The sequence below is a fragment of the Nioella sp. genome (assembly GCF_964229645.1).
Lineage (GTDB): Bacteria > Pseudomonadota > Alphaproteobacteria > Rhodobacterales > Rhodobacteraceae > Nioella.
The window spans coordinates 23,036-39,494 of record NZ_CAXREX010000172.1 but is presented as its reverse complement, the minus strand read 5'-3'; the positions used below and the strand labels follow the sequence as shown (position 1 = coordinate 39,494).

Sequence of the window (16,459 nt, the reverse complement as noted above, 5' to 3'; positions counted from 1 at the left end):
GATCTGCAGCGCGTAGCGGACATTGGCGTAGACACCGCCCAGCACCTCGAAGGCATTGCGGTCGCTCCAGGCGCTGTCGGTGGGGATGGCGAAGCTCACGATCTGCCGCTCGGGCCCCCAGACCGCGCTGCCCACGGGCTGGGTCTGGCGCACGAGGCGCAAAAGCCCCTCGCGCAGCCAGAAGCGGGGCGCCTGGGGATCGGTATTGTCGGTGTATTGCCAGAGCCGCACATCGCCGCCGGCGACGATGGTCCACATATCGCCAAGCGCGGTCGGGCCGAGCTCGACCACCAGGAGGTTCTGCCAGCCGGGCGTGTACGCCCCGCCCGGATACCACCCGCCATAGGTCTCGGACTGGAAATCGGTCGCGGCGCCCAGCTCCAGGATCTCGCGCGAGATGACTTCCTTGCCTTTGATCTGGCCCGTCTCGCGGTCGAGCCTGAAGCCCGCGACCGGCAGGCCCGCGACCTCGGCGTAATTGTCCGATTGCAGCGCGCCGGTGATCTCGCCGAAGCCGATCGACACATTGGCGATGCGCGCCCAGTCCATGAAGACCTGGCCGTCCGAGACGAAGAACGGGGTCTCGAGGCCGCTGCCCGTCGCGACGACGAACTGATCGGCATGGACACCGACGCGCGAGGGCGTGTTCCAGTCCGACGACACGTCGATGAAGAGGCCCGCTTCCTTGTAGCCGTAGCCACTGCCGTAGCGCGCCATCATGCCGATCCGGGCATAGCCGCCGGGGCCTGCCACGGTTTCCATCTTGAAGGTGGTGCCGGCCGTCGCGTCATCGACGCTGCTTTCCAGCGCGGTCACGGACGAGGCCAGCGCGCTCAGCTCGCCGTCGATCTCCGAGACCTCGACCGAGAGCTGGTTCAGCGCCCAGGCGCTGGCGCGGGTGGCGAGTTCGTCGTCGAGATCGGACAGATCCGCCGAGAGCTCCGTGATCGCGCTGGCATTGGCGGTGATCTGCCCCTCGGCCGTCGTCACGCGCGTGGTCAGGGCATTGAGGGCCGAGGCGCTGGCGCGCGTGGCGAGATCGCCTTCCAGCGCATCGAGACCGCTTTCCAGCGCCGTCACCGCGCTCGAAAGGCTGTCGATCTCCCCCTCGGCCGCGGTGACACGGGCGGTCAGCGTGCTGACGGCGCTGGCGCTGGCCCGGGTGGCGAGGCTGCTTTCCAGATCCCCGATCTCGGCCTCCAGCCCGGTGACCGCGCTCGACACCGCGTCGATCGCGCCCTCGGCATTCGTCACGCGCGCGCCCAGACTATTGAGGGCCGAGGCGCTGGCCCTGGTGGCAAGATCATCCTCAAGCCCGCCGACGCTCGCCTCCAGCGCGGTCAGGGCGGTGACCGCGGCATCGAGCGCGTTGCCCTGATCGACCAGCTCGATGGTCAGCGCATCAAGCGCCCCGGCATTGGCGAGGACGGCGCCCTCGGCATCCAGCACCTGCGCGCCGAGTTTCGTGATCGCCTCGGCGTTGATCGTGACTTGGCTGTCCGTCGCATCGACGCGGGTGTTGAGCGCCTGCGTGGCCGAGGCGACGTAATCGCGGACGCGGCGGCGCTCGGTCTCGTCGCGGGCGGCGGCGTTCAGCCCTTCCAGCGCCACGCCGCGCAGGCTGCTTTGCAGGTTGCGAAGGGCCTCGGCATAGGAATATTGCGAGCCATCGGCCAGCAGGCCCACCTCGGCCGCGATGCTGTCCACGGCGCTCGCCAGCGCGTCCAGCCCGGTTGCGTCGTCATTGACCGAAGCCTCCAGCGCGGTGATCGAGGTCGCGGCGGCTTCCAGCCCGGCCTCGGTGTCGGTGACACGAACCTCGATCGCCTCGATGGCATCCGCGTTGCCGGTGATCGCGCCTTCGGCCGCATTGAGACTGGCCTCAAGCGCAAGGAAGGACGAGGCCAGCGCGCTATCGGCCGAGATCCGCGCCTGTTGCTCGGTCAGGAGCTCGGCCGAGGACGCGCCCGGCGAGGGACGCCCGATCGCGATCCAGTCGAGCTCGTAATAGTTTGAACCGTCCGCGCCATCGGCGAGGTCGAGCCGGATGGCATCGATCACGCCCGACCAGCCGGGGGTAAAGGTAATCTCGGCCACGCCCTCCGAGCTGAAGGCCGGTTCATCCAGTGCGACCCGGCGGGCTTCGTCCCAGCCCTGACCGGCCCCGGCCCACCAGAGCTGCCCCAGCCACACGGGCGATCCTACCACGCGGATGCGCGCGCGGACCTGCGCATACATCGCGGCCTCGACCCCGAGACCCGAGGGCGAGACCGCCGAGGACCCGATCCCCGGCCGCAACCATCCGTCAACGGCACTCGGCGCCACCGGCGCACCAGTCCAGCCCTCGGCCGTGCTGTCGAAATACCAGATCGCCGCGTGGTCGAATTGCTGCGCGGTGCCGACCGCGACAGCGGCGACCAGCGAGGCCAGCGCGTTGTCCCCGTCGATCCGCGCCTGATCCACCTGGGTGATGGACGCGGACAGGTCGTCGCTGGTGGCTTCCAGCGTCGTGAGCCGGGCCGCGAGCGCGAAGTCCGCATTCGCGAGCGTCAGGATCTGTTCGTCAAAGCTGGCTTCCATATCCCCGAGCTGGACCTGCACCGAGCGGCGGATCTCCTCGCGCGCGGCGTGGTCATTCGCAGCCAGCTCGATCACCTCACCCGCGATCTGCCGGATGCGATCGCGCTCGGCCCGCAACGCCTCGGCCGCCGCCTGCGTCTCGGCCGCCCGCGCGTCGGTTTCCTGCGCGAGTTCGTCCGCCACCGCCTGCACCGCGTCCGCGCGCGCCTGCGCTTCCTCGGCCAGCGCTTGCGCGAGGTCCCGAACCTCGGGAATGCCCTCATCGATCCAGTCGCGCATCGTGCCCAGCCAGTCGACCAGCGCGGGCGCCAGATCATCGAGACCGAAGCCCACGGCGGGAACGTCGACCGAGGTCCAGCCCGTCCATTCAACAGGCCGGTCAACGTCGAGAACCGCCCGCACTTCATGGGCGCCCGGCAACAGCCCCTCTGTGATTGCCGCGCCCCCGGTCGCGACCGGGTAAAGCGGTTGCTCGACGCCGTTCCCGGTCTCGCCCGCGCGTCGCACGGCGATGCGGATGCCGCGCGCATCCTCGGCGGCTTCAGGGTCCCACCCCGCAAGAATGCCCGCGCGCCGGTCCTGCGCGTCCACCGTGACGGTATAGGGGGCCACGGACCAGCCGGGGACGACCTGCGCTGGCTGGACCGGCCGCACCGGCGGAAGCGGATCATGGGGGATCAGCGCCGGCGGATCGTAATCGTCGAGATCCTCCTCGAGAAGCAGCACCTCGACATGCCCCGTGGGGTGATCGTGGAGCGAGACGATCTTGAAGAGCTTGGCCTCGTAGCCGTTGCGGTCGCTCGTCCAGGCGACATAGTCGAGCGGTGCGAGATGCCCCAGCCGCCAGCCGAGGAACCCGCGATGCACGCGCTGGCGGCGCTGATCCCTGAGCGACGCCTCGACCAGCCGTTGAACCTGGCTGTCCCAGGGAACATAGGGAAAGGGCATGTTGGCAACCCGCCGGCCGCCATCCTCGGCTTCCCAGTCCGGATGGTACTCGGTCTGCGCGGGCACCATCGTCCAGGTCTGGGCCGGATCGGGATAGGTCGCGGAGGCCGCGTTGAACGCCTCTTCAAGCCCCTTGAAGGGCTCCAGCTCCTGCGCATGCGAGACCGAGAAATCGGCATCCGTGAGACTGGCCACGGGGGCATCGGCCGGTCCCACATGCAAGAGCACCTTGCCCTCGCAGATCGCGGTATCGGCGCCCGAGCATTTCAGAAGCTCGCGGGCAAAACTGCGTGGCTCGGTCGAGAGGTCGAGATCGGCGCCGAAGCGGAACATCGGCTCAGGCACGTCGTCCGCCCCGGGCGTCTCGACATCACAGGCATTGAGAGCGGCAAAGAGGTTGGCGGTCGGGAAGGTATGCGCAGGCCAGCGGGGGCCGTAGAGATGCTGTTCGCCCCAGCCAAGCCCTGCCGTCAGGATCGTCGAGAGCGCAACCTGCGGGTTCGCGCTGAACGCCCAGGTCGATCGGTCGTCGAGGCGCTGGGGGCCGTCTCCGCCGGCGGTGCTGTCGCGGCGGCGGTCATAAAGCCGGATGCCGCGCGTCTCGAAGAGAAGCTGCGGGACCTGCCCGCCGAAGAGGTCGTTATTGCCGCGCGTGGTGACGATCACATAGGCGCAGCCCAGACCGATCATGTCGGCAGACCAGGGATAATCGTCCGAGGTCCCGGCGCCTTGGGCGTATTTTGCCAGAAGCATCGGATCGGCGGCAACCTGGCTGCCGTTGTAGAACTTGACCCAGAGATAGTCCTGCCCCTTCACTCGGAAATCGAGCACCGGAAGGCCGTAATCGGGATGCGGCGTGTCGCCGAGGTCGATCTTGGCCCCGTTCACCAGAACGCCGTCGAGCCCCTCGATCGGCAGCACCGAGAGCAGGATCACTTCGGTGAAATACGCGTTCGGCGTCTTGCCGACCTGGCCGTGACTGCCCGACCAGACCACGTGGCCCGCGCTGGCATAATGGCCCAGGAGCACGCGCATGGGCCGGTCGCCGCCGGCATCGACCTGCCGCATGACGCCGCGCGGGGGCGGATCCTTGCGAAACAGCCGCGAGACGGCCGAGGCCGCGAGCCCGGTCGCAATCTGCAGGGCGGCCCGGCCGACGACGCTCGCCCCCAGCACCGCCCAGACCTTCGCGGCGCCGGTGACGAGCGTCGCGAAGAGAGCCGAGACCGGATCGGCCGCCGCAGGCCCGGCTGCGAGACAGAGCGCGATCGCGGCAAGAAGGACGATCCGGGTCATGTGCGCCAGACCTCGCGGGCAACGCAGCCCCCGTTGCCGGGAAGGATCAGCGGCAGGCTCGCGAGCCCGTCGAGACGCAGAAGCTGCAGCTGCGATCCGGTGACGATCCCCAGAGCCGGCATCTCGGGCGTGTCGACCACGGCAAAGTCACCGATCTGGGCAAGGGCCGGGGTGACGGGACGACCGAGCCGGGCCAGCACGTCCACATGGCTCTGGAAGCCGTCGCGGCGCAGAAGGCGCAGACCGCCCGCGAGCGTGGTGTAGCGCCCGCGCCAGTTCTCGGCCGGATCGACGCCATGCATCGCGCGGATGGCGCCCGACGCAAAAAGCGCGCAATCGTGTTCGCCGTAGACATGCGGCTGCGGCGCGATCTCCGCCAGCCAGCGATAGAGGCGACCGCGCCAGCCCGGCAGGCGCGCGGGCAGAGAAACCAGCGCGCTCATCGCCGTGGCCCCAGCGGGTTGTGGCCGAGAAGGTTCCCCAGATCCTTACCGAAACGCCCGCCATTGCCGGAGCCCGTGACGCGGTGGCGCATCCACGGGATCTCGCGGCTGCCGCCGAGGGCGACGTGGCGCAGGAAGCGATCGCCCGCGCGCTGGCTTTGCACTGCGTCGCTGATCACCTCGGGATTGCCCAGGGTCAGCTGCCGGGTCTGGGGCACGATGGTATAAACCAGCCGCGCGCGGCCACCGGCGGCAGGCGTCGTAAGCGGCGCGCGGTTGATCGTGCCGATCATCCAGACATGCGCGGGCGCCAGCGGCGTGCGGGTCTCGTAATCAAACCAGAGGCGGTGCAGCTCGACGCTCGCGCCGCGCAGCTCATAGGCGCGAAGCTGGGTATCGACCTCGGGCGTGATCGGCGAGAGGGTGATCTGGGCGGGGTGGATATCGAGCCCGCTCATCTGTCCGATGGCCTCGACCTCGATCAGGCTGCCGGCGGCGATATAGTCGCGCGTCGCGACCGCCTCCGTCACGGGATCGATCACCTCGAGCTGCGCGCTCTCCCGCCCGGTCCAGAAGCCGCCCGCAACGGGCGTCCCATCGGCGATGAGCCGCGCCGAGACCCAGATGAGGTGGCGTTCGACCATGGGGCGGCCGGTTTCGCGGTAAGCCTGAACGGCAGGATCGACGACGCGGGGCATCACCACGCCTCCACGGCATCAAAGCCCATGCCGCGCACCACGGTGCCGCTCGACTGGCCGGGCTCGTAGCTGTCGGGCAGAACCAGCATCAGGCCGGTCGGGTTGATGAGATCCACGGTATGGTCTGCCGCCGCGATCAGCCGCGGTGCGGGCAGCACGCGGATCTGTGGCGTCACGCCCGATCCGTTCGCGCTCGCGCCCTCGGCCAGCACGTAGAGCGCACGCCGCGCCGCCGTGCCATGCACCACCGAGACGAGATCGCCCCGGGACAGGGCATAAGCGGGCGGCAGGCCCTTGAGGGAGAAGCCGGTGGCGCTGACCGTGGCAAGCGTCGGGGCCGCAGCGCCGAGGAGGCTGCCATCGCGATCGAGGCGCGGACCCGGCCGGGCGGGATCGTGCAAGAGCAGCGGGTGGCCCGATCCATGGAGCTCGAAGAGCGTGCGCAGCTCGCTCGCCTCGTCCGCATCCATAACGTCGAGCGTGACCCGGCAGCGCCAGCGCGGATCGGACAGTTCGGCCACGTTGGGCACGGAACTGCCCGACCAGGTGACCTGCTCGAAGCGCTTCAGTGTCCAGGGCGCCGATTGCACGGGCAGCAGCGCGCCGAATTCCGACCAGGGGAGGGGGAAGGAAAGGGCCATCTCTTCAGCCTTTCATCGCCGGATCGAGGCTGATCTGCTCGACACGGGCCGGCAGGCCCCGGTCGAAGGTGGTGATGCCCTGCTCGAACACATCGGCGGCCACGCCCTGCATGCGGCCGGTCCAGCGAAGCTCGAAGTCACGGCTATGGACGATCTCGAGCTTGCCGATGATCTCGGCGCGCGCGGATTGCGCCGCATTCCCGGTGCCGGCGGCGGGTGCCGCGCGGGGTGGCGGCGGGGGGACAAAGCCGAAGCTGCCGCCCTGCGCAAAGGGCCGGGGCGCCGTGTCGGAAGGCAGGGTCACGCCCAGCTTGCCCGAGGACAGGCGGGTGAGCGGAAGGGTCGTCTCGTGGCCGTCGACGATGGCGCCCACGCCCGCGCCCATCGCATGGGTGAGCGGCATGATCGCCTCGGGGCCGGCCTCGCCCATGACGCCGAGCTGGCCCGGCTGATCGCCATAGGCAAAGAGCGTCGGCGCGCCCACCACATCGCCCAGGGCATTCTTGCGGATCCCGAAGAGGCCCGCGAAGAGATCGCCCAGAAGGCCTCCGGAACTCGACCCGCTGGCGCCGAACAAGAGATCGGCCAGCGACGAGGTTCCCATCTCGATCAGCTTGTCCGCGAGCTTGTCGAGGACATTGCCGAGGATCTCGCCGGCCGAGGCGCCCTCGCGCAGATCGGCCGCGATCCCGCGCAACACGTCCCGGCCGAGATCGCGCAGGTCTTCCATCTGCGCCTGGGTGTCCTGCAGGACCTCGGTCTCCCGCTGCCGCGTCCGGATCAGCTCCTCGATCTGCGCGCGCTCGGCCTCGGTCGCGGCGGCAAGCACCTCGCGGTGCCGGCTCATCTCCTGTTGCACCGGATCGGTCTCGCGCAGGAGATCGATCTCGGTCTGCAGATCGCTGATCAACTCGCCCACCGCCTCGCGCTCTCGTTCCGAGGCGCGGGCACCGTCGCGGCGGGTGCGGTTGAGCGCGGTGCGCTCGGCATTGAGCCGGGCGGTTTCCGCGGCCGCGCGGCCGGCGGCGTTCACCTCGGCATCGAGGGCCGCAAGCTCGACGCCCTCGGCCCCCTCGCGGCGCACGCCCTGCGCCCGGCGCATGCGGGCGGCGGCAAGCTGATAGGCCTGGTTGACAGGATCGGTGTAGCGCGCCCGGATGCGCGCATCCTCAAGCGCGGCCTCGCCTTGCGCGCGCAGGCTCTCCGCCGCCGTGACCGCGCGCATGATCTCGTCGGCCATCTCGCGGGCCTCGGCCCGGGCTTGTGCCACGCCCGCGGCCATGTCCGTGCCTGCCAACCCATTCGCGGCCTCCCAGGCGCGGGAGAGCTCTTCCTTCAGCGCGTCGCTCACATCGAGCGTGCGCAGCGTCTCCTCGAAGGCCCGGCGTTCGGCATCGACGCGCAGCTCGGCCACGCGGACGCTGTCCTCGCCATAGCGCGCGATCGCCACGCGGATATCGGCTTCGCTTTGGAGATCCGCGAGGAGCTGCTCGCCGCGCCGTGTGTCGGTCTGGCCGCGATTGTCGAGGATCGCGGCGATCTGGCGCGCGCGGTCCTCGCCCTCGAGCAGGTCCGCAAGGAACTGGCGGCGCTCGTCGGTGACGCCCAGCTCGTCGATGACGGCCTCGACCATCTGGGCAAGGCGGGCATATTGATCGGCGATCTCGTCGGGCTCGCGCAGGGTGCCGAGGCGGGAGATTTCCGCGCGCAGGATCTCGGCATCGCGGCGGCCCAGATCGAGATTGCGGCGCAGCGTGAGGATCCCGCTGGCTTCATCCGAGATCCCGAAATCGTACCAGCGCGCGCCCGCGGTTTCCGCCACCGCCGCCCCCACCGCGTCGAGCCGCGCGCGGCTGTCGAGGATCGCAAGCCGCTCGCGCGCCCGAACGAGCCGCTCGACCTGATCGGAGATCCCGCCATAGCGCTGTTCGAGATCGGCAAGCCCGCCCGCCGTGGCGAGGCGCGTGGCATCGCGCAGACCGCTGATCGCGTCATCCACATCGGCGAGCGCATCCTCAAGGGACAGCGACGCCTCGCGCATCGAGAGAAGCCATTGCACGCCCATCGTGCCGAGCGCGATGACGCCGATCGTGGCCAGCGCCGCCGGGTTCACGATCGACAAAAGCGCCGGGCCGATCCCCCGGATGGCCGCCCGGTGCCCGCCCATCTGGCCGAACACCTGGTTGATCTGCGTGCCCTGCTGAAGCGCGAGCTGCAGCGGGTTCTGCATGGCCATCGCCATGACGCTGATATCGTTGAACTGGGCGGCCAGGTTCGCGGTATGGGCGACGTTCATCTGCGTCGTTTGTCCCAGCCCCCGCATGGAATTGTTGAGGGGCACGAGGCTCGCACTCGCCCGCTCGCGCGCCGCCCCGGCCTCGGCCGCCGACAGCGCGCCCAGCCGCTCGGCCTCGGCGATGTCGCGCAGCTCCTGCTCATAGGCGCGGGTGGCGGCAAAGATCGGGTTGAAGCGCGCGCGTAGCAGATCGAGTTCGCGGCGCCATTCCGCGCTTTCGCGCGCCGCCGCGATCGTGGCGGCGGTCTGCGCGCCCGTCGAGCGGGTGAGGCCCATAGCGGCGGCCTGCACCCGGCTTGCGCTCGACGCGGTCTCCGAGAGGGCGGTCTGCACCTGAGAGAACGACGCGGAGAGCTGAGGGGCCAGGGCCTTGAGGCCTGCGGCACTCTGCGCCGTCCCGTCGAGTGCGGTCTTCGCGGGCGCCATGGCGCTCGTGACCTCGGGGCCGGTCTTGGCGAGATCGCGCGCGGCCTGCGCGGTCGAGGCCAGCTCGCGCTTGGCCTGTTCGGCCTGCGCGGTCAGCAACATCCCGAGGTGAAGGTTCTCACCGGCCAAGGTTCAGCTCCTCAAGGGCGCCGGCTTCGATCTGCCGGATTTCGGCCCAGGTTTCGGGGGAGGGGGAGAGGCCCGCGAGCGCGAGCGCGCTCTGGGCTGCGGTGTAGTCGAGGCCCTGGTAGAGCAGGGCGCCATTGGGGAAGACGAGGCAGCGCCACTGGCTGGCGATGGCGAGAAAGGCGGTCAGGGCCGCGACATGCCCGGGCCAGATCCCCCAGGCTTGCCGGCGGCGCTGGCCGGGAATGCGCTTCAGGCCCCAGCGGCGGGCATCCTCGGCCAGGGCGTCAGGGCGCGCCGCCTCCCTCAGATCGCCGCGCGCCCAGCACCGCCCGGCCTCGGTCAGTTTCCCCGCTTGGCGCCCGAGACCGCATCGACATAGGTCCGCAACACGGCCGTGCGCACGAAGGGCATGCGGATCAGCGCGTCGCGCTGCGCGTCCGAATAGGGCAGGGGGCGGTCATCCTCGCCCAGGATGCCGTCCCAGCCGATCCAGACCATGCGCGTCTGCGCATCGGGGTCGCGGTCTTCGACCTGAAGCTCGTCCCAGGGCACGACGCGGAAGCGGCCCTTGAAGGTCTGGTCGGCAAAGCCGCCATCGACCGGGACGCGGACGGTGACGTCATGAGTGAACTCGGGGTTGGGGGCGATCTTGAACATCAGGGCCTCTCGTCTGGAGTTTGGGGGATCAGGTGAAGCTGAGCGTCCACTGGTCGTTGCCGGCGCCGGGCTGGGGGACGAGACGCAGCGGCCATTCGGCGATGCCCTGCTGTTCCTCGATCCCCTGCTGGCGCTGGACCTGGGCTGCGGGAATGGCGAGCGAGACGGTCTTGCCCGCCTGCGTGCCATGGGTGAGCGCGACCGCAACGCGGCTGCGCGCAAGGGCAAGGCCGAACGGGTCGAGCACACTCAGCGGCACGGCTTCGACGGTGGTCTCGACCATCTCCTCGCGCCCCGTGATCAGCACGCGCTCGGCGCCGATCAGGAAGCGCGGCTCGACCTTGTTGCCCAGCGTCAGGGCGAAGCTGCGCATCACGAGGCCCACCGCGTTCACGGTAAAGACCGGCGTGTTGGCGGTGGTGGCGACCAGGACATCCGCCTCGAGCTGGTCGTCGAGATCGGGCTCGATGCGGGCGGCCTCGGTGGGTGCGGTCCAGAGCCCGGTCAGCTCGACCTCGAGCACCGGAATGCCGCTCGCATTGATCCGAAGAACGCCCGTGCCCCGCGCGCCGATGAGCGCGAAGCGTGTGTCCCCGATCCACAGATGGACGCCGACGCTTTCGTGGTTGCGGCTGACGGGGTTGTAGACGACCGAGGTCGTGGCGGTGACGGTTTCGGCGCAGCCGAGCGCGCGCAGGAGCTTGCCCACGACCGGCGCCGTGCCCGCGACACCGGAAGGGGTCAATTCGACCTTGAAGCTCATCTTGGCATGCAGATCGACCGGGATCGTGGCCTGCGCGCCCATATGCGGGCGCTCGAGGTTGCGCGACTGGTCCTGCCCCTCCATGGGCATGATGCGGATATCCGTGGCAAGGATCGCATCCGAGGCGGCCAGGGCCGGGATCGTGCCATAGGTGGCTTCGAGGCCGAGGAGGAAGATCTTCTCGTTGAAGTAGATCATGGGTCAGTCCCCGGTGCTTTTGGTGGGCTCAGATTCGGTTTTGTCGGGCGGGGGCGGAGCGGCTGGCGCTGCCGGGGCGAGCGATCCGTCCTTCTCCCGGCGGTAGCTGCCGCCCTGCGAGGGCTGGGGCAGGGCTTTGGGCTTTGTGGGCTTGCGCTTGGTCATCGGGGATCGATCCTCAGTTGGGAGGCGGCGGCGAAGTCGAGTTGGTAGACCAGAAGGCCGCGCGCCACGTTCAGCATCTGCCCGCGCTTGAGGCGCATCGGGCCGGGGGAGCCTGCCGGAACCCAGCCCGCGAGCGCGGCGATCACCGCGTCGCGCTGGGTGGCGATCCAGTCCTTGCCAGCGCCGCCGAGCGGGTCCTCGGCGCGCATCGTCAGCACCACCGTCAGACCCTCCTCGACGTCCTGCACGAAGGCCCCGGCAGCGGCGCGCGCCGGTCCGCCCGCGAGCGAGAGGGTGAGCACATAGGCGCCCGCCCGAACCTCGCCGATGCGGTTCGACGCGAGCAGCGCCGAAAACTCGGCCGCGCCCCGGACCCGAGCTGCCAGCGCGGGCACGCGAGCCTCGATGCGCTCGATGGCCGCGCTCAGCATCAGATGAACCCCTTGAGGTTCTGCGCGGTGAAGGGACGCTCGCGGTCGGTCAGCCGCGCACCGGTCTCGCCCGATTGCATGGGCGCAACCGTCGTGGCCGTGAGCCGGATCGTGCCATTGGCGATCTCGCGCAGGCTGCGCAGCGCGTCCTCATAATCGCGCCGGATCTTGGTGTCGGGCTCCCAGCGGTGCAGGCGGTAGATCGCAATCGACAGCGCGATATCGGTGATCTGCGGCGGCACCTCGGTCAGCGGCGTCACGTAGCGTGCCCGCAAGTAGCCGTCGATCACGCCATCCGTATCCGCGAGCGCCCGCTCGACCACGTCCTCGTCGATCACCCCCGCCGGCGGATCCGCGCGATCGGTCAGCCGCACGAGCGTCTCGGCGCCGAAGCGGTCGGTCAGAGTGAGGAGCGTGGCATAGGACATCGACAGGCTTCCAAGGAAAGGGGTGGGGGCGAAGGGTCACTCACGCAGCGGTCGCCCCCGCCCGCGCGCATCCGCAAGGTTTCCCAACCCGCGATCGAAAGGGGCGCGGTCACTCGTCCTGCAGGCACGCGTTCCAGTCGCGCTCGATCAGGGCACCAGACTTCGCGAGGGGGATGAAGTCGGCCTCGGTCAGCACGATCGCGTCGTCGGCCTCATAGGTTTCGCCGTCGTGCTCGATACGGCTCGCCACGGTGGCCGCGCGCCATTCGGGGTCCGGCTTGCTCCGCTTGGCGGCCGGTGGCGTCGGCTCCGCAGCCTTAAGCTCCGGGGCCTTTGCCTCAGCAGCCTTTGCCTCTGGCTCCGACGCGCCCGAGGCCTCCGACGTGACAGCCTTCGCGACCGTTTCCGCCGGGGTCTCCGGAGCCGCTTCTTTGGCGGGCTTGCTCGTGGGTTTCGCTGCCCGGGCCATCACGCCACCGCATTCTGGATGAAGTAGCCCACGTCCTGGGCGATGATCAGCTCCTTCACCCGCTCACCCGTGCGGATGCGGAAGCCACCATTGAGCCCGATATCGGGATCCTCGATGCGGCCCGACAGGCGCCCGCCATATTCGGCGGTGAGACCAAAGGTGACGCCGCCGCCCTCGACCGTGGCCATCGGGTTCTGGTGAAGGAGCGAGATATGCTTGCCCCAGGCACGGGCATAGACCGGGGGCTGGCCGGCCTTGGCGGTGTTGACCATGGCGTCGCCGATCAGCAGCCGGTTGATCCCTTCGCCTGCGAAGAGCTCGAGGAACTGCTCGCGGCTGACGATGCCGGCATTGGTGAGGTTGCCCTTGATCGCATTCACGATCTTGGGGTGGCTCGACAGCTTGGTCCAGACCTCGCGGCCCATCACCATCGTGTTCGGCGTCAGGATCGTCGTCGCCAGCATGCCCGACTTGATGACCGAGATCGGGTCGCTGTTGGCATAATCCGAGAACTGCGACGTGCCCGAAAGCGTCGTGCGCTTGTCGGCGGCATAGGTGGCCAGATTGAAGACCATGTTCGCCACCCGCGCCTCGCGGATGTTCTCGATCGTATCGGTCAGCATCGCCGCCGAATGCGCTTCGGGGTTATAGGTCGAGCGACCCTGCGCACGAGCGTCCGCCGCCGCCTCGATGTCGGAGTAAGGGATTGGCGTATCGAGCCCGTAATCCTCGACGCTGGAGGTCTCTTCCTTGCCCGAGAAGATCACCTGGTTGACCTGGCCGAGGCGGCCCACGCGGGCATCGGGCGTGTTGAACGCCTCGGACATCGGATAGGTGGTCCATTTGAACTTCTCGGCCGAGACGCCAAAGCGCGGCAGAACCTGATCGGCGATTTTCATCATCGCCGTGTTGCGGAAGCCGACCGAGATCGCGGTCAGGACCGGATCGACGACAAAGGGACGTTGGGGGGCCATGGAAACTCCTCAGGCTCAGGCGCGATCGAGCAGCGCGGGTGCGACGTTGACCCAGATCAGGTCCCCGCTGACGCCCGGCTCCAGCGCAAATCCGATGACGCGGCGGGTGGTGGAAGCGGCGGCCTCGGCAACGATGCCGGCGCCGGCGGCGTCCGACATGATCGGCGCGCCCGCCGTAACCGTGCCGCCGAGTTTCAGTTGGGCAAGACCGCCCAGCACGACGTCGCACATCTCGCCGGAGACCGCGTCCATCGGTCCCGAAACGCCGATCGCGGGCGTCGTCGCCACGGCAGCCATGGCAACCTTGGCGGAGGCCGCTGGGTCCGAGAAGACAACGATGCGGTGACCGGCAATCTCGGCCGAGGCTTCGTAACTCTTGATAAGGGGGGTGGTCATTTCGCCTCCGACACACGCTGAACCGCGACGATCCAGTCGAGGGAATTGCCCTTGGCGGCCTCGGCGGCCTGAAGGGCGCGGGCCTTGCCGACAAGATCGTCGGCGGTGGATTGCAGCGCGGGCGCGTTCGGCGGCACGGCACTGGTGTGCGTGGGCTTGAGCACCGCGAAGCCTTTGACGAGTTTTTCCGTGCGCTCGGGGTTCTCAAGATGCATCGCCACGAACTCGTCGCGGTTCTCGGCATTGAGCCCCATACGGCCGCCCTTGATCTCGCCGTCGATGAAGGCCTGCGCCCGGGCGGTCTTGCCGGCCTCGTCCATGGCGGTGAGCTTGCCCGAGAGCTCGCGCACCTGCGCCTGTAGCGCCGGCATCGTCGTGTTGACGTCCCGCGCCGCATTCCGCGCCGCGTTCAGGACCGCACCGACATCGTCGGCTTCGCTCAGCCCGAAGGCAGACCGAAGATCCGGCAGCGCCGATTGCAGTGCGACCTGCTCATCGGTTTCCGACGGCAGCGCTGCGAGGATATCGTCCTCACTCGCAGCCGCGTTCAGGCCGAGCTTTTCGGCCAGTTTGCTCTGAAAGGTCACAAGGCCCTCCTGGTGGTGAAGCGCAGTCAGTCCGCGCAGATTGGGGCGATTGACGAGCGAGGCGCTGAGGATGCGCAGCACCCGGCCGTTCGCGTCGTGCAGGATGGCGGGCGAGATGCCGACATAGGCGCGGTCGGCGATCAGCGCCTTGCCCGAGGGCGTCCAGTCGACGCGGCCCCAGATCCCGTCCTCGCGGGCCTGCAATTCCACGACATACCCCCGGGCAGGCGACGACTGGCCGCGCGGCGCCGCGATATCGATCGCGTGGTTCTCGTCGATGGGGAGTTTCTTGCGATCGAGGAAACTCGCCTCGATCACCTCAGCCGCGTTCAGAACGCTATAGGGGCCACGGCCATCGACCGTGGCGATCGTGCCTGCGGGCAGCAAGTGTACCCAATCGGCGACAGGATCGTCGGGAAGCGTGGTGGCCTGCAGAAGGGCTATGGCGGGGACGGTGTTCATATCCCCAGAATCCCCCGAAGCGCCGCGTCAAAATAGGCACTACGGTTTGTGGGGGAGTGGGACGGGCGCTGCAGCCCATGCCTTTTCGATACAACCATATGTAACGACATAAACGAGCAGCGCCGCCTCGATGAGCGTGCATACTTCGCCGCCTATGGAAGATCCCAAGATCCGTCCCTACATCCTGTGCACGTCACCACTCCATCAATGCAAGGAGGCGATGATGCCCGTAGTTCGCACAATGCCAGCCGAAACCGGGAAGGCCCGTACCGAGATCGATTTCACTGACGCAGAGGTCCTCGAGGCGCTGAAGCAGTACTTCGCGCATCTGGGGCAGGACATGCCCGAAGGGGAATGCCATCTGTCGGGGATGAGAAGCACTTCTCACGTGGACGAGCGAGATGTCTCGCCGACCGTGACGCTGGTCATAGAGGCGTACTGATCGCTCGCGGCGAATGTAACGTAGTTGTGGAGATTGCTAAAACGGCGCGCGCGGCTGCGTCATCGCGGGCGCGCGCCAATGGCCTGCCAAGTTACTTGCTCTTATTGAACGGACGCCGGCGACAACGTCGTGATTGTACCGGATCCGTGCACGTCACCGCTGGTCACGATGGCGGGTACCTGCACGTGCCCGCAGGTTAGCGTCCCCGGACGCTTGCGCTCAGCGATGATCACCATCGATGGAGACGTGACCGTCCCGCTGCCCTTCGGGAGCTCGATATCAACTTCGACGTGGAACACACGTCCATCGTCATAGGTGAGCGTGCCTGGGCCTTTTAACCTAGACATAGCAACCTCCATGAGTCGGTGATGAGTAACCATAGGGTGGTTGGAGCAAATTTCCAATTCGCTTCCATAGGGCCCAGCGACCGCTACACGTCCCAAACACATACATGACTCCGCTCGTCGATGCCGCATCCATTGTGGTCTGATCGGCTTAGGTTGCCTCTGTGATCCGGCCCATCAAATCCAGCGCGCGGGCGTACAAGCGGTCTGCTTCGTCCGGTCCGATTCCCATGATGCTCCCAGCGGTGGTGCTGTCGCCTCTACCCAACGTAAAAGCGATGAGGATCATGCGGAGATCTCGCGGCAGGGATCGAAACGCTGTCCAGAGGACTTCGTTCTCGGAACCTTCAGTTTGCACTATGACTGGCTCCGACCTCGTTTGAGAGGAGTGCACGGGTTCCGAGACCTTTTGGTCACGCACCGTCTCCATTAATGCGCGCATCCAAGGACGCAACACTACCGGAGATCCGGAAACCTGCACTTCGATGAGGGCGCGTTTCATGGTGGCTTCCACCAGCGCGTCAACTCCCTCTCGTCCGCCCAGGATCGCTAGCGCCATAAGGCGCAGATCACTCACAATAGCCGTTTCTCCTACCATCTCCTTCCTCGTGGCTTCATGAGCCCTTGTTGGCATCAACAGATATTTCAGGAAGCAGAAACGCCCGGGCGCCTTCCGCGGTTCCCTA

The 16,459-nt window shown here is 68.2% G+C and carries 15 protein-coding genes and 1 pseudogene; 1 reads left to right on the top strand and 15 read right to left on the bottom strand.

Annotated features, from left to right (window positions below; translation table 11 throughout):
- The 14 genes and pseudogenes from ACEQXV_RS11455 to ACEQXV_RS11390 all read right to left on the bottom strand — a co-directional run.
- Nucleotides 1-4,824: pseudogene (locus ACEQXV_RS11455) on the bottom strand (hypothetical protein); the annotation flags it as partial.
- Nucleotides 4,821-5,267 carry a hypothetical protein gene (locus ACEQXV_RS11450; protein ID WP_370269248.1) on the bottom strand — a complete coding sequence of 149 codons (447 nt, stop codon included), beginning with the start codon at nucleotides 5,265-5,267 and terminating at the stop codon, nucleotides 4,821-4,823. The gene ACEQXV_RS11450 and the pseudogene ACEQXV_RS11455, both read right to left, overlap by 4 nt.
- Nucleotides 5,264-5,965, bottom strand: coding sequence for a hypothetical protein (locus ACEQXV_RS11445; protein WP_370269246.1), 702 nt, complete (start codon nucleotides 5,963-5,965; stop codon nucleotides 5,264-5,266). Before ACEQXV_RS11445 ends, ACEQXV_RS11450 begins: the two co-directional genes overlap by 4 nt.
- Nucleotides 5,965-6,606, bottom strand: coding sequence for a hypothetical protein (locus ACEQXV_RS11440; protein WP_370269245.1), 642 nt, complete (start codon nucleotides 6,604-6,606; stop codon nucleotides 5,965-5,967). Before ACEQXV_RS11440 ends, ACEQXV_RS11445 begins: the two co-directional genes overlap by 1 nt.
- Nucleotides 6,607-6,610: 4 nt before the next feature.
- Nucleotides 6,611-9,457, bottom strand: a complete 2,847-nt coding sequence (locus ACEQXV_RS11435; RefSeq protein WP_370269244.1) for a phage tail length tape measure family protein — start codon at nucleotides 9,455-9,457, stop codon at nucleotides 6,611-6,613.
- Nucleotides 9,447-9,668 (bottom strand): DUF1799 domain-containing protein, encoded by a 222-nt coding sequence (locus tag ACEQXV_RS11430; protein ID WP_370269249.1) that lies wholly within the window; start codon nucleotides 9,666-9,668, stop codon nucleotides 9,447-9,449. The genes ACEQXV_RS11435 and ACEQXV_RS11430 overlap by 11 nt, the downstream gene beginning before the upstream one ends.
- A gap of 128 nt (nucleotides 9,669-9,796) precedes the next feature.
- Nucleotides 9,797-10,114: a hypothetical protein gene (locus tag ACEQXV_RS11425; RefSeq protein ID WP_370269242.1), complete on the bottom strand. Its 318-nt coding sequence runs from the start codon at nucleotides 10,112-10,114 to the stop codon at nucleotides 9,797-9,799.
- A 28-nt stretch (nucleotides 10,115-10,142) separates the two neighbouring features.
- Nucleotides 10,143-11,075 carry a phage tail tube protein gene (locus tag ACEQXV_RS11420; protein ID WP_370269240.1) on the bottom strand — a complete coding sequence of 311 codons (933 nt, stop codon included), beginning with the start codon at nucleotides 11,073-11,075 and terminating at the stop codon, nucleotides 10,143-10,145.
- Between the two features lie 161 nt (nucleotides 11,076-11,236).
- Entirely contained in the window at nucleotides 11,237-11,671 is a 435-nt protein-coding gene (locus tag ACEQXV_RS11415; RefSeq protein WP_370269239.1) for a hypothetical protein, read from the bottom strand.
- Complete coding sequence (locus ACEQXV_RS11410; RefSeq protein WP_370269238.1) at nucleotides 11,671-12,099, bottom strand: gp436 family protein; 429 nt, start codon at nucleotides 12,097-12,099, stop codon at nucleotides 11,671-11,673. The genes ACEQXV_RS11415 and ACEQXV_RS11410 overlap by 1 nt, the downstream gene beginning before the upstream one ends.
- A gap of 109 nt (nucleotides 12,100-12,208) precedes the next feature.
- Nucleotides 12,209-12,568 carry a hypothetical protein gene (locus tag ACEQXV_RS11405; RefSeq protein ID WP_370269236.1) on the bottom strand — a complete coding sequence of 120 codons (360 nt, stop codon included), beginning with the start codon at nucleotides 12,566-12,568 and terminating at the stop codon, nucleotides 12,209-12,211.
- The gene (locus tag ACEQXV_RS11400; RefSeq protein ID WP_370269235.1) at nucleotides 12,568-13,542 is read right to left on the bottom strand and encodes a capsid protein; all 975 of its coding nucleotides are present in this window, start codon (nucleotides 13,540-13,542) and stop codon (nucleotides 12,568-12,570) included. The genes ACEQXV_RS11405 and ACEQXV_RS11400 overlap by 1 nt, the downstream gene beginning before the upstream one ends.
- 15 nt (nucleotides 13,543-13,557) lie before the next feature.
- Entirely contained in the window at nucleotides 13,558-13,938 is a 381-nt protein-coding gene (locus ACEQXV_RS11395; RefSeq protein ID WP_370269234.1) for a capsid cement protein, read from the bottom strand.
- Nucleotides 13,935-14,987 carry a phage protease gene (locus tag ACEQXV_RS11390; RefSeq protein WP_370269232.1) on the bottom strand — a complete coding sequence of 351 codons (1,053 nt, stop codon included), beginning with the start codon at nucleotides 14,985-14,987 and terminating at the stop codon, nucleotides 13,935-13,937. The genes ACEQXV_RS11395 and ACEQXV_RS11390 overlap by 4 nt, the downstream gene beginning before the upstream one ends.
- 130 nt (nucleotides 14,988-15,117) lie before the next feature.
- Between ACEQXV_RS11390 and ACEQXV_RS11385 the strand changes: the two genes are divergently transcribed.
- Entirely contained in the window at nucleotides 15,118-15,429 is a 312-nt protein-coding gene (locus ACEQXV_RS11385; protein WP_370269231.1) for a hypothetical protein, read from the top strand.
- A 495-nt stretch (nucleotides 15,430-15,924) separates the two neighbouring features.
- On the opposite strand, the gene ACEQXV_RS11380 is transcribed toward ACEQXV_RS11385, so the two are convergent.
- Nucleotides 15,925-16,371 carry a hypothetical protein gene (locus ACEQXV_RS11380; protein WP_370269230.1) on the bottom strand — a complete coding sequence of 149 codons (447 nt, stop codon included), beginning with the start codon at nucleotides 16,369-16,371 and terminating at the stop codon, nucleotides 15,925-15,927.
- Between the last annotated feature and the right edge of the window lie 88 nt (nucleotides 16,372-16,459).